Here is a 19,792-nt window from a genome sequence, read left to right as displayed (position 1 = left end):
CGCAAGCGCGCCCCGCAGGCTCGGCAAGGATCGGCCCAGTTCAGAGCGCGAGATCGTCGCGGTGGATGAGCGGGCCGCGGGAGGCATAGCCGAGCGCGGCCTCGATCTGGTCCGAGCGCAGACGCGCGATGCGCCGGGCATCCTCGGCGTCGTAACGGGTCAGGCCCTGGCCCAGAACGCGCCCGCCCTCCTCGGCAACCTCCACCGGGTCGCCCCGCCCGAAGGTCCCCGAAACCGCGCTCACCCCGGCCGACAGAAGGCTGCTACCCTTGGCCAGCGCGCGCGCGGCCCCGGCATCGACGGTCACGCGGCCGCGTGGCTTCATCGCCGCGATCCAGGCCTTGCGCTTTTGCTGCGGGTCGCCCTGCGCCGCGAACCACGTCGCCCGCGCCCCCTCGATGAGCGCGCGCACCGGGTGGAGCCGGTCGCCGCGCGTGATCGCCATGGCACAGCCCCCCGCCGTGGCGGTGCGCGCGGCCATCACCTTGGTCTTCATCCCGCCCTTGGAGAGGCCCGAGCCGGCATCGCCCGCCATCGCCTCGATCTCGGGCGTGATTTCGGCAACTTCGGCGAGGTGGTGCGCACCCGGATCAATCTGCGGATTGGCGGTGTAAAGGCCATCCACATCCGACAGAAGAATGAGCACATCCGCCCCCGCCGTCACCGCGACCTGTGCCGCCAGACGGTCATTGTCGCCATAGCGGATCTCGTCCGTGGCCACGGTGTCGTTCTCGTTGACGATGGGCACGGCCCCAAGGCGCAGAAGCTGCTCCATCGTGGCGCGGGAATTGAGATAGCGGCGGCGGTCCTCGCTGTCCTCGAGTGTCACCAGCACCTGCGCGGCCTGCAACCCGTGACGCGCGAGTGCTGCCTCATAGGCCCCGGCAAGCTTGATCTGCCCCACGGCCGCCGCCGCCTGACTTTGTTCGAGCGAGAGCGCGGCGGCGGGCAGGCCGAGCACTCCGCGCCCGAGCGCGATCGAGCCCGACGACACAAGGATCACATCCGCGCCGCGCGCGCGCAAGCCAGCCACATCCTCGGCCAGCGAGGCGAGCCAAGGGGCGCGCAAGGCCCCGGTGGCGCGGTCCACCAGCAGGGCCGAGCCGATCTTGATCACAACGCGGCGCGCATCGCTCAGGGTTGCCACGGGGCTTCCTCCGGGGCGGTCCTTTCGCGCAGGCGGTTCGCGTCGATGCGCGCGCGCAAGGCGCGCAGCACTTGCGTAACGCCCTCGCCGGAAATCGCCGACATGAGCATCACCGGCCCGCCGCTCGCCGCCTGCAATTCGTCGCGCAGAAACGCGCGTTCCTCGTCGTCAAGCGTGTCGATCTTGCTCAGCACCGTGAGGCGCGGCTTGTCGGCCAGCCCCGCGCCATAGGCACCGATTTCCTCGATGATCGTGTGATAATCCGCCACCGGATCCCCCGAAGAGCCATCGACCAGATGCAAGAGCACCGCGCACCGCTCCACATGGCCCAGAAACAGATCGCCCAGGCCGCGCCCCTCGGACGCGCCCTCGATCAGGCCGGGAATATCGGCCACGACGAATTCCACATTGTCCACACCCACCACGCCCAGATTGGGATGCAGCGTGGTGAAGGGGTAATCGGCGATCTTGGGCCGCGCGTTCGAGGTGGCGGCTAGGAACGTGGATTTCCCGGCATTGGGCAGGCCCAGAAGGCCCACATCGGCGATGAGCTTGAGGCGCAACCAGATCGTGCGCTCCACCCCCTCCTGACCGGGATTGGCGCGGCGCGGGGCCTGGTTGGTCGATGTCTTGAAGCGCAGATTGCCCCAGCCGCCATTCCCGCCATGCGCCAACTCGATGCGCTGGCCCACCTCTGTCATGTCGGCGATCACCGTCTCCTCGTCCTCGTCAAGGATCTCCGTGCCGACCGGCACCCGCAGCACGATATCGGAGCCGCTCGCCCCGGTCTTTTGCCGTCCCATGCCGGGGCGGCCGTTATCGGCAAAGAAATGCTGCTGATAGCGAAAGTCGATCAGCGTGTTGAGACCGTCCACGGCCTCGGCCCAGACCGAGCCGCCATTCCCGCCATCGCCGCCATCAGGGCCGCCGAACTCGATATATTTTTCACGGCGAAAGGCCACGCAGCCCGCGCCGCCCGCGCCCGAGCGGATATACACCTTGGCGAGGTCGAGGAATTTCATCGTCCGTCCTTCCGGCCCAAGGCCCTGCGCGGGGCCTCAGAGCATCTTGAGGGTATAGGTCCAGGTGGGCACGTTCGCGCCGCGCGCCACCGAGTGGGTTTCGGCATCTCCAAGATACTGAAAGCCGCAATTCGTCAAGACCCGCGCCGAGGCCGGATTGTCCTGAAACACGCTGGCGAAGATCGTGCGCGCGTGATGCGGGTTGGCAGCGATCAGCGCCTCGACCGCCGCCGAGGCCACGCCCGTGTTCCAGAACGCCGGGGCCACCCAATAGGCAATCTCGGACTGGCCCGCATCCACGCGGGTGAGGCTGATGAGGCCCATCAGTTCGGGCCCGCCGACCCTGGTGGCGTCGATGGCCCAGATATCCTCAAGCCGGGTCTCGGACTGCGCGCGCGCAATGAGCGCCTCGGCCGCGCCCGGCGGATAGGGATGCGGGATCGTCGCGGTCGCGCGCGCCACGCGGATATCACCCGCGTTGAGCGCGATCAGTCCGGCATCCGACACGCGCAGCGGGCGCAGGTCAAACCGCTCGGTCTCGATCACCGGTTGCGCGATGATGGTCTCATACTTCATGCGCTCCTCCTTCGCATGACGGGGAACATCCCCCAAGATGGGGGCGGTCGGGGGCACCGCAAGCGCGGCGCTGTGGTCTCACACCGCAAAGTGACGCGGATTTGACCGTTCGGCGGCAAAACGAACGAGGGGACCGGCGCGCGCCGATCCCCTCATGTTTGTCAAAACCTTCGAGGTCGGCTTACTCTGCGGCCTCCGCCACTGGCAGGACCGAAATGAAGGTGCGGCCCTTGAGGCCCTTGCGGAACGTCACGGCACCTTCGGTCACGGCGAAGAGCGTATGATCCTTGCCCTGACCGACGCCATCGCCCGGCCAGAACTTGTTGCCACGCTGACGCACGATGATGTTGCCGGGAATGACAGCCTCTCCGCCGTATTTCTTGACGCCAAGGCGCCGACCAGCCGAGTCGCGACCGTTGCGGGATGAGCCGCCTGCTTTCTTGTGTGCCATCTCGTCTCTCCTTAGCCCTGCGCGAGTTCTTTGGCCTGCTCGATCCAGCCCTCACGCTCGATCCGGCCCTTGAAATTCAGTTTCTCGTCGAAGGCCGCCACGTCCTCGGGCGTCCATGCGGCGATCTGCGCGAAGCTGGTCACGCCCGCCTCGTGCAGTTTTTTCTCGAGCGCGGGGCCGACGCCCGACAAACGCTTGAGATCGTCGCCACCGGCAGCGGCCTTGGCCGTCTCTGCCTTGGGGGCCTTCGCAGCCTTCGGCGCGGTCGTGGCCAGCGCCGACGCGCTCACGGACCCGGTGCCGATCGCGGCCTTGACGCCGGTTGCATCCGCGCCCGACGCCAGAATGTCGGTCACCCGCACAAGCGTCAGCTTCTGGCGGTGGCCACGGGTGCGCTGCGAGCCGTGCTTGCGGCGGCGCTTGACGAAGTTGATGACCTTCTCGCCCTTGATCTGGTCGATCACTTCGGCCTGCACGGCCGCGCCCGCGACCAGCGGCGCGCCGATGACAAGGCTCTCACCGCCCAGCATCAGAATCTCGTTGAACTGCACTTTCTCACCGGCATCGGCCGCAATGCGTTCCACCCGGAGCGTATCGCCGGACTGGACCTTGTATTGCTTGCCGCCGGTCTTGAGGACCGCAAACATGGGCATTTCCTTTCGCTTCCGCGTCCTGTGGTCCCCGCTTTCGCGGGCGTTTTCGGCCCCTGGGCCACCTCGGACAGCGCACCCGTCCCGGGTGTCATTCAAAAACAATACCGGCGGGCCATCCCGCCGGATCACGGGCATATGCGCGAGGCGCGCCGCCGAGTCAAGCCATTCCCCGCCCCGAGACGCTCACAAATCCTGCGCGCGGGGCACATCCGCCAGCCGCAGCGCCAGCGCCTCGAACCGGTCGGCCATGATCTCGTATTGCACGGCATTCATCAATTCGTAAACCCGCGCCATCACGGGATGCCCCAACGCGGCGGCATAGGCGCGCAAATCCGTGGTCGACAGGTCTTGATAGGTCTGCGCCGCATTGGCCAGCGCCGAGGCGCGCATCGGTTCGCGCATCTCCTCGGCCCCCTGTGCCAGCATCAGCCGCAGCATGTCCGCATCAATCGCGCCCTCGGTCAGCCCCGCCGCGGACGCCGCCATGAGAAAGCGGAACTGGATTTCCTGGATCGCCAGAAGCGACTGACCCGAGGCGTCGATTGCGTCATTCATCTCGCTCAGGGCTGCGCGGCGCCCCTCATCCATTGCCGCCAGCAGCGCCTCGCCCTCGGCCCGCGCGGCCTCGTCATCCGCGCGCATATGCGCCGCGTTCTCCACGGCGACCAGACGCTGCCCGAGACCGGAGGCGTAGAACTCGGCGGCATGGTTCAGCATCTCGTCATCGAGCGTCTCGGCGAGAATATCGAGCGCTCGCGCCCGCATTTTGACGGTATCGAAGACCTCCCCGGTGATCCGCTCCCAAGCCATCCCGAAATCCTCGGGCGCGAGATCGACCATCGCGGGCGCGTCCGGCGCGCTCAGCGCGATGCTGTCCAGCGCCACGTCGAATCCCGTCACCTCGAGGAACGCCGACAGTCGGTCGCGGTCGGCCCCCGCTGCGACGCAGGACCACAACACAAGCATCAGCGTCAGACCAAGGGCAGGCAGACGCTGGAGAGACGGCAGAAACACCATGGCGGGACCTCTCGATCTGTTTTCCCAAACCTAGGCGATTTTGCGGCACAAACAATCCATAACCCCCTTGCCCCGCCCTCCAAAGCCAAGTAAACGCGCTCACCAGACCCCCGCGGAGAGGTGCCGGAGTGGTCGAACGGGGCGGTCTCGAAAACCGTTGTGGGGGCAACCCCACCCAGGGTTCGAATCCCTGTCTCTCCGCCACTTGCCCTCGCGAAATTGTTCTCCCCATCCGGCTGCGGCCGGATTTTTCCGTTGTTTTCGAGGGTTATGCGGGTGGGGCTGAGCACTGACCTCTGAGCGAGGAGGCCCGGAAGCGGTCTCTCAGGGCCGATATTCTCCGGACCTCTCGACTGCCCGATTTTGGTGTAGAGCCTGTAAGCCTCAGAAAATAAGGGAACAAATCGAAGGCTGACCTGAACACTTCGATGCTAGTGGCGCCATCGAGATGGAACCGGGATCGAACAACTCTGTCGCGCTTTGGCTGAAACGCCAGCTCTATTCTGCAGGCTCGGCGACGGCAGCGTGCCTCGTGATGATGTCCTGCACCTCGCCCGGCTTGAACGCGACATCCCAAGCCCAGCGTCCGAAACCGTCTGCTGCGTTGATCGCCTTCACCCATTCGTTCAGCGCGTCCCTCTTGGCCTTGTTCTGAGGACTGTCGGTGCCCTTGATCTCGAGTGCGAGGATCGTGCCGCCAGCGAGACGGACCAGGAAATCCGGGACGTATCGCCGCCGGGAGCCCGCCCACATGTAGTAAATCTGGAAACCGAGGTGATCGTTCTTGGCGTAGGCAAGAACGTCCTCGCGCTTCTCGAAGGTATTGGCCGCGTGGCCCTCCCAGGCAGAATCTCCAACCAGATGGCTGATGTGCGATTTGGTCGTCGGGAAGCACGGCTTGGTCGTGTACCAGGTGCGCATCAACCCGGTTGCACCGATCGGGTTCTCCTCGTCGAACACTGGCGTCAGGCGTTCCGTGTTTTGCTCGGTCACGTTGCTCAGTACATGCTGGACCACGAGATCGATGTTGAGCGCGATCAGGATCCGCCGACGAAGCGGATCGGAGTGAAACAGCGACGGAATGTCGAGACGGTCCGAGTTGAGGAACGCCTCGACGATCCTGACCAGCTGCGCCGCCAGATACTCGTGGGTGCCGGTGAACCCATGGCTCAGCTCGGCAAATGTCTTCCGTGCAGCCTGGAATACGAGGCGCTGAAGACGGAAGCCCTCCGGTAGCTTCTCGAGGTCGATCGCGGTGACCTTGCCCATGTCCGTCGCGCCGCCGAGCGCCGGGGCGAGTTCGGCGCTGATCGGTGTGCTGGCGGGATCGAGCACGAGGGGCTGGACCCTGCTCCAGTCGATGGCGAGCTCCGGTTTGACGACCGTCTCCACGCGCAGCACGTTCGGCCAGCGAAGCTCCAGATGCGCGCGGTCGGGCACTACTTCGATCTGCGTGGTGGGCTTCGGCGGTGGCGGCGCCTCACCGCCTTCGCCGGTCTCCGAGATAGAGAGCGGCACGCCGAAGACGTTGACGTATTCGGGCAGGAACAGGCCGTTCTCGTCAGTGTCGTAGGACACCCGACGCAGTCCGCGTCCGACGACCTGTTCGCAGAGCAACTGGGACGTGAAAGCCCGGAGCCCCATGATGTGCGTCACATTCTTGGCGTCCCATCCCTCCGACAGCATCGCCACCGATATGACGTTCTGAAGGTCCTGACCGGCGGCACCCCTTTTCCCGACATTGTCCACGATCTCGCGCAGCAGTTCTTCCTTCTTAAGGGCAAGGAACTGCTGGCGACGGGTTTCAGGAAGGTCTGCCGCGTCGATGATGTCCTTCAGCCGCGCCTCGTAATCTTTGTCGGATGAGGCGGTCTCGCCAATCTCTGCCTTCTCGAGCACCTTCGAGTCGACGCGAAGTGTCCGGTTTGGCGCGTGCAGCTCGGGCCAGTGCGCATCGCCCTTGTTGAAGTAGTTCTCGATGCGGGCAGCAGTCTCGGTACGATTGCAGACCGTGAGCATGACGGGCGGTGAGTGATGCCCGGCCTCCCGCCAACGCGCCCGGGTTTCCCGCCAGTCGGCGCCGAGCAGCGTGTAGGCGTCCTGGACCAGCTTCGGCAGCGCCTCGTGCGGCTCGGCCTTCGCCCGGTTCAGGTCTTCGGAGACGGACGGATCGCGGTAGATGTGGTAGAGCTTCGACCGGAGCGTCTTGGCGTCCGGGACGGCATCGTCGCGGACCACGACCCGCGGCGTCTTTACCAGCCCGGCCTCGATCGCGTCGTTCAGCCCGAAATCCGAGACGATCCAGTCGAACAGTGCCGTGTCGGTGCTCTTCTTCCCTGTCGGGGCGAAGGGCGTGGCCGAGAGGTCGAAACAGCGCTGGATGCGCCGGGTCTTGTGGATGCGGTCCAGCCCCTCGATCCAGCGGGTCGCCTCATCGAGGTCGATGCCCTGTTCGGCTGCCGCCTTCTTGCTGATCTTCACCTCGGGCGGTTTGCGATAGGCGTGGTGCGCCTCGTCGTTGATGACGATGATGTCCTTGTGCGCCGCCAGCTTGCCCAGCACGCGCCGCGTGAAGGCCTCGTCAGACTCGCGCCCCTTCTTCACCACCGAGCGGTCCGCTTCCTTCAGCGGCATCAGCGTGTGCCAGTTCTCGATCAGCACCTCGGCTTGGTTCAGCTTCTGGCGCAGGGCCTCGGACGGGCACAGGTTGAACTCGTCATAGTAGCTGCCCTCGCTGGGCAGCAGCACCTGCAGCCGCTCCTTCACGGTCAGGCCGGGCGCCACGATGAACACCGCGCGGCTGAAATTCTTGTTCCGCTTCGGATAGGTCAGCGCGTTCAGCACCTGCCAGGTGATGATCATCGCCATCACCGTGGTCTTGCCCGCGCCCGTGGCCATCTTGTTGCACAGCCGCTCCCACGTCCCGCCGTCGCCTGGGATCGCGATGCCCTGCTTGTAGGCCTCGGCGCCCTCGACCCACCAGATCAGTGTCTCGATGGCCTCGAGCTGGCAGAAATAAAACGGGTACTGCCGCGCATCGCGGTCGTGCCAGTGGTCCAGCAGCTTGCGAGTGATGATGGTGACACCTGGCCAGCCATCCGCGCGCCACTGATCCACGCGCGCCCGGATCGTGTTCACCAGGTCCAGCACCTCGGTGCGCTTGGTGTTGTTGCGTGCGTCGAAGACCTCGTAGCTCGCCGGTCGCCGTTCGGGCTTGATCTCCAGCTTGCCGCCCTTGCCCTCGACCCAATGCTGTGCGGGGCACTCGAATGGCGTGTTAATTATGAGGGACATGATTCAACCAACCCGTATGCTTCGTTCGGGTAATTTCATACCCTTTTGGGCAAGCTGACGGGCTTCTCTGCCACCAGTCCGAAAACTGGTTTTTCCTTTGTACAGCCAGCGAAAGGGTATCTCGCCTTTATCTTCTGCAGCCCTTGTCAGTGCAGCCAACCCTTCATATCCAGGTGATCTAAGTTTTGATTTCAGCCAATCTAGCTTCCTAAGAACAACAGCAACCTCCCCTGAGCCGCTCGCAGGATGTGGCTCAACCCACAAAGCAAACTCATTCCCATGGCTGAAGCCGACTCCATAATCCCACCGATTAGCATTTGGTTCGGCAGCTGAAAAATGAAGATCGAGATCGACACTTCCAGTAAAGCCGGCACTGCCTCCTACCAAGACCTGATCGCGGTACTCAGCTTTGATGGCTTGTTTGCCCGGTCTTCCATTTAGTTCGGCTGCCGCCGTCGAATCCAAGAAGACAGTCATTTTTCAGCGGCCGCCGCGTTTGCTCTCGAAACGACTTTCGCGACAACATCTGCCGAGCGGCCTGCGAAACCGTTCAAGTCACCCCAATTCGAGACCGCTTCGTCCTCTGACCCGGGGTCCAAGGATGAAATGTCTTGAGCAGGTTCACCTCGCTCAAAGAAATAAACCGAGTAATCCTTGGCCAGCGCGCTCTCGGCGATCTGTTTCGTTGTGGGGTTTGAATTAAGCTCGAAAAGCTCTCTAACGTCAGCCTCAGTACCTGCGCATTCCTGTATTTGGCGAAGCGCCCAAATGAGATCAAGAACCACTGTGGAGTGAGTGGATATCAGAACTTTGTATCCACGCCTCATCAGCTCCAAAACCATAAGTAAGAAGGTCGAAACTGCTCGAGGATGAAGTCCCATTTCGGGCTCTTCTACGACGACCCATTTGATACTGTCGCGCCTCGAAACCTTCCCTGCAGGGCAAAGCCAATAGAGGCCGAGCAGGAGCGGTACAAACTCTCGCTGACCAGCCGACCAGGCCAAAAATGGAAGTCCCTCAGACAAACCCTCTATCTCGAGCGTGAGCGTCTTTGTGAAGTCCTTAGGCTCAATTTTTAGTTGAGCGCCGCCGAAAAAGTGTTCTGCGATCGGCGCTTTAAGAGTTTCATTCAGTCGGCCCTTTGCAGGAAATAGCTGAGCCGTTGAGCCGAATTCGTTTTGCAGCAGGATGTGTACTCGGTGTGCGAAATAGCGCAGAACAAACGGGTCTCCAAAATTGAAGCTGCCGAAGGTCTGAGAAACACCTGAAGGTAGACTAACTACTCTCTGCGCGGGAATGTAAAAAAGGCTTTCAGTTTGGCTAGATTTGGGTTTCTTAAACTTCGTGAGTGCGCTGAGGTCGTAGCGCTGCCCTTCCCAGGTAACAGACGGGTTGTTATCCAACATCCCTGCCATACCGCGCCCATAGAAGCCGTTGATGACTGCTGCCTGGTCACCATTGAACACAACGTTTTGCTGCTCAAAGAATGCGAGTACATGGTTACGATCTGCTGCTAACTTCAGTGTCTGCAAGAACACGCTCTTGCCGCTAGCTTGCGGCCCGACAAGAACTGTGAGGTCACCCAGATCTAATTTGGCATCGGATATCGGGCCAACATTTTCAAGACGAATCGTTGTGCGTTTCTTTCTCTTCTTGATAGCCATTGCTAGCACTCCAAGGGCATGATCTTGAGCGACTCGATCCCGCGGTCGTCCACGATCTTGACCGCGATGCGCCGGTTCTCGCCCGCTTCGAAAGGCAGTGAGACGGTGCCGTGGAACTGCTCCAGCAGGTCGTCGTCCAGCTCCGCACGGACCGTCTTGCGAAGGCGGTTCCAGCCGCCCTTCGCATCCGCCATCGGGAAGAACACCTGGTGCGGCATCAGCGAGCGGTTGTCGTAGTCTACGTCCAGCGACCACATCGCGATCTGCGTCTTGCCGCCGGACACGAGGTCACCCGCCTTCGGGTCGAAATAGTCAAAGCCGTTGACCTCGACCTCCCAAAGCCCGTCCTTGCGCTTGCGCAGCTCCACGTCCGGCTGGCCCATCAGCCAGAATGACTGGTTCGAGGCGCGCTTCTTCTTCAGATCCTCGGTCAGCAGGTCGGTGTTCATCTGTGCCTTGAGCAGCGTGACCCCCGGCCAGTTCACCTCGTCGATGTCCTTCGCGGCCTCGGGATCGAAGGTGAAGGCGCAGAACAGGATGAACTTGGGCGACGGGCGCAGCGTCTCGGCCTCGGTCAGGGCCAGTTCCACCTGCCGCTGCTCCAGCGCCGCATGCTCGGGGCCGAAGCTGACGACGACGCGCTCGCCCGTCTCGGCCAGCGATCCGCTGGCGTGGATGTATTTCAGGCCCGGCAGCGTCTCGAACTCGGCGAAGCGGAGCATGGCGCCGCCCTTGCCGCGCACGCCGGTCTTGAGCAGTTCGTCGCGCCAGAGCGCCTGGCGGGAGGTCTCGCCGGAGCGGGCGACGGTTTCGTCGGCTTCCTGCGGTGGCATGCTCTCGTCCAGCGACAGGACGGTGGGCGCCGGCACCGCCTCGACCGAGAAGGGCCCGCAGATGCGCAGCTTGGATTTGTCGATGCGCGGTTTGTCGTAGAGCGTCTCCTGCTCGGCATGGTCGGCGATGGACTGGTCCATACGGCGCTGCATCGCCTGGCGGGCGGCGTGGAAGGCCTCAAAAGCGGTGCGGGCGGCCTCGGGCCAGTCGTCGGGCCAGTCGAAGGGCACCTCCCATTCATGCAGGATGTCGCCCTTGGCGAAGTCCACCGGCTTGCCCTTGCGCACTCCCTGCGCGGGCTTGAGCGGCTTCGGGGGGCTGGCGGTCAGCGCGGCGTTCAGGTCTGCCAGCGCCGCTGCGATCTTCGGGTTATCCTCGTCGTAGATCGTGTCGATGTCGGGGTTGTTGGCAATGGATTTGAGCGTGATGTGCGGGACGGTTTCATAATCGAAGCCGCCACCCAGCCCCTCATGCGGATAGCGTAGGGCGTAGTAATCGAAACTGGCGGTCATCAGCCGCTGCTTGGCCAGCGTGATCGCCACGCGGCTGGTGTCGCATGTGATCCAGCGCCGTCCCCATTTCTCGGCCACGAAGGCGGTGGTGCCGGAGCCGCAGGTGGGATCTAGCACCAGATCGCCGGGATCGGTGGTCATCAGGAGGCAGCGTTCAATCACCTTGAGGTTCGTTTGAACGACGTAGGTCTTTTCGTCAGTAAACGCGCCTGTCTGTGTGTCCATCCAAACGTTCGAAATGGCCTGAACCGGAAAATCGTCCAAGTAGCGCAAGTACGCGATCGACGCGGATGAAGGCAGCGCCAATCGTCCCGCCTTAGCAAGACGGTCGACACCCACCGGATGATGGCATTTCCAATGGGAATTTCGGCCCCACGGATCGAATTCAAGTCCTTGATGCTCGAAGGGTTGAGGATCAGACGCGCGACCTTGCGAGTATAGATTGTCGTGACGGTAAATTTGTGCATCTGTTGGAATGCTAGTCGGATCAGCTCGCTCGCTAGTCGTAAGAACTCGCCGCCGCCCGTCTTTCTCCAGCAAGCGCGTGAATCTTCCGCCTCGGTCATCTGCAATCGTTTTTTCAAGGTAGAGCTGGCGATATTTGAGCTTGGAAAGATCCTTTGCGTACCAAATCAGGAAATCGGCAGACCTTGAAAGCGTCGCACTCGTAAACGCACTCGTTGTCTTGAAAGGTATTTCGGCCACGAAATTTTTTTCACCAAGGATTTCAGCTATGACTGCTCGCACTTGGTGGATGTTCTCATCCGAGATCTGCACGAATACCGACCCGCTCTCGGTCAGCAACTCCCGCGCCAGCATCAGCCGGTCTCGCAGATAGGTGAGGTAGGAGTGGATGCCGAGTTCCCAGGTGTCCCGGAACGCCTTGATCATCTCGGGTTCCTGGGTGAGGTCGTCGTCCGAGCGGTCCTTAACGTCGCGCTTGTTCGTGAAGGGCTGGAAGTTCGACCCGTATTTGATCCCGTAGGGCGGGTCGATGTAGATCATCTGGACGCGGCCAGCCATGCTCTCCTTGGTCAGGAGCGAGTTCATCACGAGGAGGCTGTCGCCCGCCACTAGCCGGTTCGACCAGCCCTTTTCGTGGTGGTAGAAATCCAGCGCCTGGCGCAGCGGCAGGTTCTCGAACGGCGCCGCGAAAAGGTCCGGCTGCTGCCACTGCGCCGCCCCGTCCTTGCCCTTCAGCCGCTTCGCTGCGTTGGCGAGGATCGTCGCCGGATCCACCCGTTCGTGGACATGGAGCGAAACGGTATCGACCTCGACGCTCGTCCGCTCCGCCTTGCCGGTCCAGTTGAGATAGGGCGCCTGCAGCCGCTTCAGCTCCTGCAGCGCGTCCTTCATCCGCTCGGGATCGTCGGAGGCCAGAGCATCGTCGATCAGCCGTTCGATCCCCGCCCGCGCGCTGTCGAAGTTCAACACCGGGTCGAGATGCGGGTCATAGGCCCAGACCGTCTTGTCGCCATCCGGATCGGTGCCCGCATGGACCATGCCCACCTCGGGGTTGTTCACCCGCGTCTCACCATGGCGGTAGCTCAGCACCTGCGTGGCGCCGTTCGGCTTGCGCGCGGCCTTCTTGCCGCGAGCGGCGGCACGCTGCCGCGGCGCCGGCTCATCGGTCGGCGTCAGTTCGAACCCGTCGTCGTCGGCATCCTCGTCCGAGGAGTCCTCGCCGTCATCCTCATTCTCGTCGGTGTCGACCACACGAGTGATCGACCCACCCCGCCCACGGCCTTTGGCAAGCAGGCCGTCATCCACCAGGGCGTCGCGCGCGGCCGCGTAATCATCGTCGGTCAGGCCCGGCACACGCTCACGCACCAGCGCCATCATCGCGCCGTTGCCGATGGAAGACCCGTCTTCGGGGGTAAGGGAAAGGATCAGGTCGGTCAGGCTGTTGGACATGCGGGACGGGCACTCACGAAAAGGGCTTGTTTTCCAGAAGACTATCGCGCGAGTCTTTGTTTTGCACGCCCGATTCCGCCGCTTGCGCCCGACATCGCTCTTCTTTGGCCCGAGAATTCATGCTGTACGATCGCATCATCAAGCAGGGGACGATCAACGAGCCGAAGGGCAAGCCGGCGCCGGACTTTGCGCTCCCGTCGACGGTCAACTGGATGCATGCCCTGCGGATCCTCGCTGAGGACGAAGGGATCGACTTCAGTACCGCGACTTCCTTCTATGGCAACGAAGGCAAGCGGAAGATGGGTGTCCTGGTCGAGAACACCGTTCTCGAGCAACTCTTCCTGGGGCTTCATCATCTTTCAGCCCTCGACCAGTTCCGAGGCGGAACGACGGCTGCGGACTACGCGAGGGTCGGAGTGTTGGCCTGGTACTACGGCGTCGCCAACGCGGCGAGCGCTATGACCGCCGCGCAATCCGGATCCTTCCAGGAGGACCATGCTGGGACTGCGCGGCTGTGGGACGAACAGATCGCCAGCCGGGGCCTAGCCATGGCGCCGTTCAGCTGGAGAGTGAGCAGTCTCGTGGAGAAGACCTACAAGGCGGAGGTCGATGCACTGCGGAATGGCAGCGCCGGGAAGCTCCAGACGCGCCCCTCTACGAAAAACGACGCCCTGGGCGCAGCTGCCGGGTATTTGTCCGGATCGGCGAAGTGGTACGCGTGGAAGACAGAAGAGGATCTGAAACGCGAGCGTGCGTTCAAGGAACTGGGCGTCGACAGCTTTCGCTCGAAAGCTGCAAGGACGCTGCGGGATCAGAGGCTTGAGCGAAAGCCTATGGGGTTCGTTCACCAGGCAGCCCGCTACCGCGGCAAGGCTAACTATCGCGAGGCGCTTTTTCTCGCATACGGCTCCGGCACCGAAACGATCCTTTCCGGGTACGTGGAAGACATGCACGCTGTGCTCAAGGCGTTTCTCGCAATGGCGGGCGCCTTCGCGCGTCGAAAGCTAGGCAAGGATTTGTGGTCTGAGTTTGTCGCAGATGTCGACGCGAAGAAGGCCTTCACGACCCGAGCCGGCGATATCTGGGCGTGAACGCGGGAGTGATTGAGCCAGACGCTAGATGTCACTCGTCCCGGGCTGCAGGAATCGTATCCGCTGTTCCTTCCAGTCCAACGGGAAAGGATCCATCATGTTCGCAAGCGTGACGCTCTCAGGCTGGCGGCCCTCCATGATGGCGTCCAAGATTTCCGGGGCCAGCAGAGAGAGGCGCATAAGCCGCGCCATGTATGTGAAGGCGATGCCCTCTCGCTCAGCCAGTTCGGAAATCGACGCGAACTCGCCCGAGTCCAGCATCCGCTTCCAGCGGAATGCGCGGGCTAACGCCTTGACCAGCGTGTTGTCTGTCCGCCGCGGTTGCGTGGCGCCCTCGGGCATCTGCATCTCCTTCCGGCCGCCACGCTTCACGACGCGAAATGGGACGTGGAGCGTGACCGTCTCCGGGATCGGAGCCCCGCGGGTCATGCAGCTTCTCCGATGTCGCCGGCCAGCATCTCGCGGGCCAGACCGCTGAGCCCGTCGAAGCGCAGCCGGACGTTGAGCCCGTCCGTGCCGATGTCCACGCGCTCGACCAACAGCGCCACGATGCGCGCCTGTTCGGCAGGGAATAGCTCGTCCCATAGCGGATCAAGCTGTTGCAGTGCCGTCCGGGCGTCGGCCTCGGTGACGTCGTCGACGTGGACGCGTGCTGCTTTCCACGTCCCCGCCGCTATCTCGGGCTGGCGAAACACCGCCCGCAGCTGGTCGATGACGGCGGCCTCGATCTCGCCCGCGGGTACGCGGCCGACTGGGCAGGACCGGGCGCCGTGTTTCAGCACCGTCTGGCTGACATAGTAGCGGTACAGCCGGTCGCCCTTACGCGTATGGGTCGGCGAGAACGCCGCGCCGTCGGGTCCGTACAACAGGCCCTTCAGCAGCGCCGGGGTCTCAGCGCGGGTGCGCATCGCCCGCTTGCGGGGGCTTTCCTGAAGGATTGCATGGACGCGCTTCCACGTCTCGCGATCGATTATGGCCTCGTGCTCGCCGGGATAGCTCTCACCCTTGTGCACCGCCTCGCCGATATAGGCGCGGTTGCTGAGCATCCGGTAGAGGTACTTCTTGTCGATCCGGTTGCCGCGCGGCGTGCGGAGGCCGCGCTTGCCGACCTCCCGCGCCAGTTCAGTGCAGGACCCGATCTCGAGGAACCGCGCGAAGATCCAACGCACATGCGCGGCGGCCTCTTCGTCAATGACCAGCTTCCGGTTCTCGACGCGATAGCCGTAGGGCGGGACGCCGCCCATCCACATGCCCTTCCTGCGGCTGGCTGCGACCTTGTCGCGGATGCGCTCGGCCGTCACCTCGCGCTCGAACTGGGCGAAGGACAGCAGGATGTTCAGCGTCAGCCGCCCCATCGACGTGGTGGTGTTGAACGACTGCGTGACCGAGACGAACGTCACGCCGTTCCGGTCGAACACCTCGACCAGCTTGGCGAAATCGGCCAGCGAGCGGCTTAGGCGGTCGATCTTGTAGACGACCACCACGTCGACCAGCCCGTCCTCGATATCCTCCAGCAGCCGCTTCAATCCGGGGCGTTCCAGGGTGCCGCCCGAGATGCCGCCGTCGTTATACTGATCGCGGACGAGCACCCAACCCTCGGACCGCTGGCTGGCGATGTACGCCTCGCAGGCCTCGCGTTGAGCGTGGAGGCTGTTGAACTCCTGCTCCAGCCCTTCCTCGGAGGATTTCCGGGTGTAGACCGCACAGCGCAGCTTGCGGACGATCTTCGATTTTTCGGGCGGCTTCGTCATGTCCGCCCCCTGTGGTTCTTGAGGCCGAAGAAGACCCAGCCATTCCAGCGCGTGCCGGTGATGGCGCGGGCGATGGCCGACAGCGACTTGTACGGCCGACCTTGCCACTCGAAGCCATCGGCCGTGACCGTGACGATGTATTCAACACCCTGCCATTCGCGCAGGAGGCGCGTGCCAGTGATGGGGCGGTCGCGGTCGAGGCGCATGCCGCGCTTCTTCTTGTCTCCGCCGTCAAGTTCCTCGCCCAGCATCTCCAAACGCCGAATGGTCTCCAGCTTCAGCCCGCCATAGGCGAGTTCCTGGATGCGATAGGCGATGCGGCTTTCGAGATAGCGGCGGTTGAACGGTGGCGGCTCGCTGTCGAACAGGTCGCGCCACTGCGCCTTGAGTTCAGGCGTCGTCGCAGTCTTCAGCGCGGCCAGGCGCGCGGGGATGGGATCGGGCTTGTTCATGCATTTCTCCGGTGAGTTGGAGTTGCATGACGGCATTGGTCGGGCGGATAGTGTAGGTAACGTTCTCCAATATCCTCAGATACTTCGCCCCCATCCCGCATCCGTAGTCGAACCAGCCCGAGCGCCAACAGACCGCATAATTCGGCACGGCGCTCTGCGGGCGTCATCTGGTCGGGCGGGAGCGGATTGGGGCGTTTCATGCGGGCCTCGGAGCAGTCGTCTCCTCTGGCCTCTACTCGTCGATGTCGGAAAGCGTCCCAACCGATCCCGCACAGGTTGAAGAATCGATCAAAAGAACGTAACAAGAACACTTGTCTTGCAGGAAAGGGGATTCGTCGTGGCCGGCAATTTGAAGAAGTTCGTGAACCCCCGGTTCATCAAGACCATCGATCTCGCCCTGATGAAGCCGCTGCTGGCGCGACATGCGGGCGAGTACAAGACCTTCTCCGTCGATCTGCTGGACCAGGAGGAGGATGTCGCCCGCGAGGCGCTGGAGAAACTGCTGACCGGCGCCGAGGACAGCTACCCCGAGGGGCTGCGCGGCGATCTGCACCGCATCGCGGAACTGGGCGATGCCCGCGGCCTCGAGATCATCCAGGCGCAGGCTGCCCGTCAGGGCGTCGATCTGTTCCCCGACATGAAGACCGGCGACGAGGACTCGCCGAACAAGGCGCATGATCCCAAGCACATCGCCGTCCGGGTGTTTCTGGAGCATCCCGATCTGTTTGACGCGGCCGCCGATCACATGGCGATGCTCACCGCCGACCGCCTGCATGAATATGCCGGGCGGGAACGTGGCGTCGCGATCGATCTGACGGCGGAGAAGATCGAGGCGTTCCGGACGGCCGTTGCCGCGCTCTTCCGTGACGCGTTTCTCGGGGACTACTGCCGGGTGGGCGACTACGACGACGATGACGAGATCAACCTCGTGGTCAGCCACGGCTCCATGGTTTCGACCATGCCGGTCGTCGAGGGCCAGGTCGAACGGGTCATCAGCGTGCGCCAGATTTCCCACGCCGTGCTGCGATACTCCGAGAACACCGGGATGTTGCGGCTGGCCCGCATCAGGAAGGCGCATCAGCCCGAGATCGCGGAACTCTTCGCCTCGATCATCCTCGACAGGCCCGGCTTCTTCGACGGTGACGACGCGCAGGACCTCTATACCCTGCGCCCGGTCGAACTGGCCGGACCGGGCTTTACCTTCGATGCCGCCTACGATCCGCTGATAGACAAGGTGCTGATCATCGAGGCGGCGGCCGACCTGATGGCGCCCGGCAAGAAGGGGTATCCCCGCGTGGTGCGCACGCTGCGGTCGCGGGATCTCGGCGGTGACGCGCTCCAGCATTTCGCCAGCACACCGGTGTCGTTCGGCGGCGCCTGGCAGCTGGGCGAGCTTGTGTTCCGGATCCTGTTCAAAGGCGACGGCAAGCGCCAGCCGCAGGTCACGGTCAAGCTGCGGCCCCCGGGCGTCGTGCAGTTCCGCCGCACCCAGCATGAGGCGCGGGTGATGAAGCTGATCGAACGGAACGGGCTGATGAATGACCGAGACGATTTTGAGGTTGTTGACGCGGCTGAGTGAGGCTGGCGAAGACGCGATCCTGCCCGGTGACCTTGCCGCGCCGTTCTTCGGTCAGGTCTTCGACCGGCTGCTTGCTAAACGTGTCCTCGTCGAACAAGTGCCGCTGGCCGATTGGGAAGTCTGCGATGCCTGCGAATGCGGGCTCCCCTGTCGGCCGATCCGGAAAACCGGCGATGCGTTTCGGGCCGAGTGTCCGTTCGATCATCGACAGGACATCGAACTCACCGAAGATGATGTGCGCGTGTTCCGCATCGGCGCTGAGGGCCTGGCATCTGTAATCGCCGCCGCGGCAGGGTTCGCTTCAGCCCCGAAACGCGCCGCCGAGAACGTCTGGCGGCTCGGCGATACGCCATCGGGTCGGGCGGTGTTTCTTTCGCTGGAGCCTGCAGCCATGACCGGCGACGGCATCATCGCATCGTTGCGCCAGGCGGCGCAGGGCTCGGACGTCACGATCCTCGCGCCGCAGTTGCCAGCGGAGATTGCCCGGCGACACCAGGATGCGGGCTTTCATCTCATCGAAATCCTCGAGGTGCTGACGCCCGCCACAAATGGCCTCGGGGCCACGATCGACATCGCGGCTCTTGCGCCGGTCCCTCTGGCGCCCGTGCTTCGTGTTCGGAGGGCGACGGCCGAGGTTCAATGGACCGGTCGCTCCGTCATTCTGTCGCGTCAGATCTTCCCCGTGTTCGAGCGCCTGCTCGAGAAGGCGTTGTCGCGCGATCAGGTTGCCTCCGGATCCCATGTCGAAGGCACGACTGCGCGCGAGGCCAAGGATCTGATCCGCGAGCTGCGCGACGCGTTCAAGGCTGCCGGGTTCACCGATGCCGAGAGCAAGACCCTGATCATGACCGTGCGCAACCGGGGCTACCGGCTCGGCGTCCCGGCAACGGAGATCGTGGTCGACGGCTGATAGGGGCGCTTGGGTCTCTCTCCCTTCGCCACGAGTTGTGGGCTGACCCGCGCCTGCTATGCTTCGATAAACTGATGACCTGCAAGTCGCGTGAGGGGATAATTGAATTGGAAATCGAATTTCTGACGGGGACCGACGTAGAGAATGCCATCGAGGGCCTCGTGGCCGGATATGACGAGCTTCATTGGGCGGTCGCCTGGGGCACATCCACCTCCCTGGCTCGAAAACTGCTATCCAATTCCGCAAAAATCAGAGCAGTGACATTCGGTCTCGCGTTCGCTCAGACCGATCCAGACCTTGTCGACTCTCTCATCGGGGTCGACGGATGCTACGTTGTTACGAAATTTCCTGGTGGGACGTTCCACCCAAAGGTCTACGCGTTCCGTTCTGGGAAACGGGCTGCTGCTATCATCGGGAGCGCTAACTTCACTCGCGGCGGGCTTGGCAAGAACCATGAGGCCTGCGTCTTGGTTATGGGTTCCGTCAGTGACAAGATGCTTGCTGACACCCTTTCCTTCGCCGCGCGAAGTGCCTCAATCGGCGAGCGCGTAACAAAAGAATTGGCGTCGAGATACCGGCTCGGATGCAAACTCGCCGCAAGGAGGCCAGGTCCGCCTCGCGATCCGCTGGCAGGTGTGCCGCCTGCAAGCGTGAAGAGCCTATCGTCCCCCTTGGTCGATATGGATTGGGATCAGTATGTCCGCTCCGTGCGAGGGTCCGCTCACCACGACGTTGAAGAAAGTCTGGACCTGCTCCGAACTGCGCAGGGTTGGCTATCTGCCGTGCCTTCGTTCCACGACCTAACAACGCCGCAAAGGAAAGCAATCGCAGGGGTAATCCCCCCCTTTTTAACGGGGTTCGTCCGTAGAGTTCACGCGGCCATTTTCAGTTTCATAGCGGGGGTGATGCCGCCGATGCCCATGTT

The 19,792-nt window shown here is 63.2% G+C and carries 17 protein-coding genes and 1 tRNA gene; 5 read left to right on the top strand and 13 right to left on the bottom strand.

Features of this window, described 5'->3' with window-relative positions; all coding sequences use genetic code 11:
* Positions 1-40: 40 nt before the first annotated feature.
* The 6 genes from proB to ACSSV8_RS16120 form a co-directional block, all read right to left on the bottom strand.
* Positions 41-1,147 (bottom strand): glutamate 5-kinase, encoded by a 1,107-nt coding sequence (proB, locus tag ACSSV8_RS16145; RefSeq protein ID WP_354538049.1) that lies wholly within the window; start codon positions 1,145-1,147, stop codon positions 41-43.
* On the bottom strand, positions 1,135-2,169 hold the full coding sequence (gene obgE, locus ACSSV8_RS16140; protein ID WP_354538050.1) for a GTPase ObgE: 1,035 nt from the start codon (positions 2,167-2,169) through the stop codon (positions 1,135-1,137). Before obgE ends, proB begins: the two co-directional genes overlap by 13 nt.
* A gap of 36 nt (positions 2,170-2,205) precedes the next feature.
* Positions 2,206-2,745, bottom strand: a complete 540-nt coding sequence (locus tag ACSSV8_RS16135) for a GNAT family N-acetyltransferase (RefSeq protein ID WP_454283137.1) — start codon at positions 2,743-2,745, stop codon at positions 2,206-2,208.
* Between the two features lie 181 nt (positions 2,746-2,926).
* Positions 2,927-3,196 carry a 50S ribosomal protein L27 gene (gene rpmA, locus ACSSV8_RS16130; protein ID WP_354538052.1) on the bottom strand — a complete coding sequence of 90 codons (270 nt, stop codon included), beginning with the start codon at positions 3,194-3,196 and terminating at the stop codon, positions 2,927-2,929.
* Positions 3,197-3,207: 11 nt separating this feature from the next.
* The gene (locus ACSSV8_RS16125) at positions 3,208-3,843 is read right to left on the bottom strand and encodes a 50S ribosomal protein L21 (RefSeq protein WP_354538053.1); all 636 of its coding nucleotides are present in this window, start codon (positions 3,841-3,843) and stop codon (positions 3,208-3,210) included.
* A gap of 189 nt (positions 3,844-4,032) precedes the next feature.
* Entirely contained in the window at positions 4,033-4,866 is an 834-nt protein-coding gene (locus tag ACSSV8_RS16120) for a DUF2059 domain-containing protein (protein ID WP_454283136.1), read from the bottom strand.
* A gap of 114 nt (positions 4,867-4,980) precedes the next feature.
* On the opposite strand from ACSSV8_RS16120, the gene ACSSV8_RS16115 reads away from it, so the two are divergent.
* Positions 4,981-5,070, top strand: a tRNA-Ser gene (locus tag ACSSV8_RS16115).
* A 294-nt stretch (positions 5,071-5,364) separates the two neighbouring features.
* Here the strand turns inward: ACSSV8_RS16115 and ACSSV8_RS16110 are convergent.
* From ACSSV8_RS16110 to ACSSV8_RS16095, 4 genes are read right to left on the bottom strand one after another with little or no spacing between them, the layout of a single operon-like run.
* Entirely contained in the window at positions 5,365-8,160 is a 2,796-nt protein-coding gene (locus tag ACSSV8_RS16110) for a BPTD_3080 family restriction endonuclease (protein WP_454283135.1), read from the bottom strand.
* Positions 8,161-8,163: 3 nt separating this feature from the next.
* Positions 8,164-8,625 carry a hypothetical protein gene (locus ACSSV8_RS16105; RefSeq protein ID WP_454283134.1) on the bottom strand — a complete coding sequence of 154 codons (462 nt, stop codon included), beginning with the start codon at positions 8,623-8,625 and terminating at the stop codon, positions 8,164-8,166.
* Positions 8,626-8,633: 8 nt separating this feature from the next.
* Entirely contained in the window at positions 8,634-9,824 is a 1,191-nt protein-coding gene (locus ACSSV8_RS16100; RefSeq protein ID WP_454283133.1) for an AAA family ATPase, read from the bottom strand.
* Between the two features lie 2 nt (positions 9,825-9,826).
* Positions 9,827-13,084, bottom strand: a complete 3,258-nt coding sequence (locus ACSSV8_RS16095; protein ID WP_454283132.1) for a site-specific DNA-methyltransferase — start codon at positions 13,082-13,084, stop codon at positions 9,827-9,829.
* A gap of 119 nt (positions 13,085-13,203) precedes the next feature.
* Here ACSSV8_RS16095 and ACSSV8_RS16090 point away from each other — a divergent pair, with 119 nt between their 5' ends.
* Positions 13,204-14,175 carry a hypothetical protein gene (locus ACSSV8_RS16090; RefSeq protein ID WP_454283131.1) on the top strand — a complete coding sequence of 324 codons (972 nt, stop codon included), beginning with the start codon at positions 13,204-13,206 and terminating at the stop codon, positions 14,173-14,175.
* Between the two features lie 24 nt (positions 14,176-14,199).
* Here ACSSV8_RS16090 and ACSSV8_RS16085 read toward each other — a convergent pair whose 3' ends face one another.
* The 3 genes from ACSSV8_RS16085 to ACSSV8_RS16075 all read right to left on the bottom strand — a co-directional run bounded on the left by ACSSV8_RS16085 (position 14,200) and on the right by ACSSV8_RS16075 (position 16,378).
* Positions 14,200-14,517 carry a hypothetical protein gene (locus ACSSV8_RS16085; protein ID WP_454283130.1) on the bottom strand — a complete coding sequence of 106 codons (318 nt, stop codon included), beginning with the start codon at positions 14,515-14,517 and terminating at the stop codon, positions 14,200-14,202.
* Between the two features lie 83 nt (positions 14,518-14,600).
* Positions 14,601-15,926: a recombinase family protein gene (locus ACSSV8_RS16080; protein WP_454283129.1), complete on the bottom strand. Its 1,326-nt coding sequence runs from the start codon at positions 15,924-15,926 to the stop codon at positions 14,601-14,603.
* Entirely contained in the window at positions 15,923-16,378 is a 456-nt protein-coding gene (locus ACSSV8_RS16075) for a DUF2924 domain-containing protein (RefSeq protein ID WP_454283128.1), read from the bottom strand. The genes ACSSV8_RS16080 and ACSSV8_RS16075 overlap by 4 nt, the downstream gene beginning before the upstream one ends.
* A gap of 337 nt (positions 16,379-16,715) precedes the next feature.
* On the opposite strand from ACSSV8_RS16075, the gene ACSSV8_RS16070 reads away from it, so the two are divergent.
* The 3 genes from ACSSV8_RS16070 to ACSSV8_RS16060 form a co-directional block, all read left to right on the top strand.
* On the top strand, positions 16,716-17,957 hold the full coding sequence (locus ACSSV8_RS16070) for a hypothetical protein (protein ID WP_454283127.1): 1,242 nt from the start codon (positions 16,716-16,718) through the stop codon (positions 17,955-17,957).
* Positions 17,917-18,867, top strand: coding sequence for a hypothetical protein (locus ACSSV8_RS16065; protein WP_454283126.1), 951 nt, complete (start codon positions 17,917-17,919; stop codon positions 18,865-18,867). The genes ACSSV8_RS16070 and ACSSV8_RS16065 overlap by 41 nt, the downstream gene beginning before the upstream one ends.
* A gap of 107 nt (positions 18,868-18,974) precedes the next feature.
* Positions 18,975-19,792, top strand: an 818-nt coding sequence (locus tag ACSSV8_RS16060) for a phospholipase D family protein (protein ID WP_454283125.1), incomplete at its 3' end; no start/stop codon positions are given.

Source organism: Roseovarius sp. MBR-79 (assembly GCF_053628555.1).
This window is presented reverse-complemented; position numbering and strand designations above follow the sequence as displayed.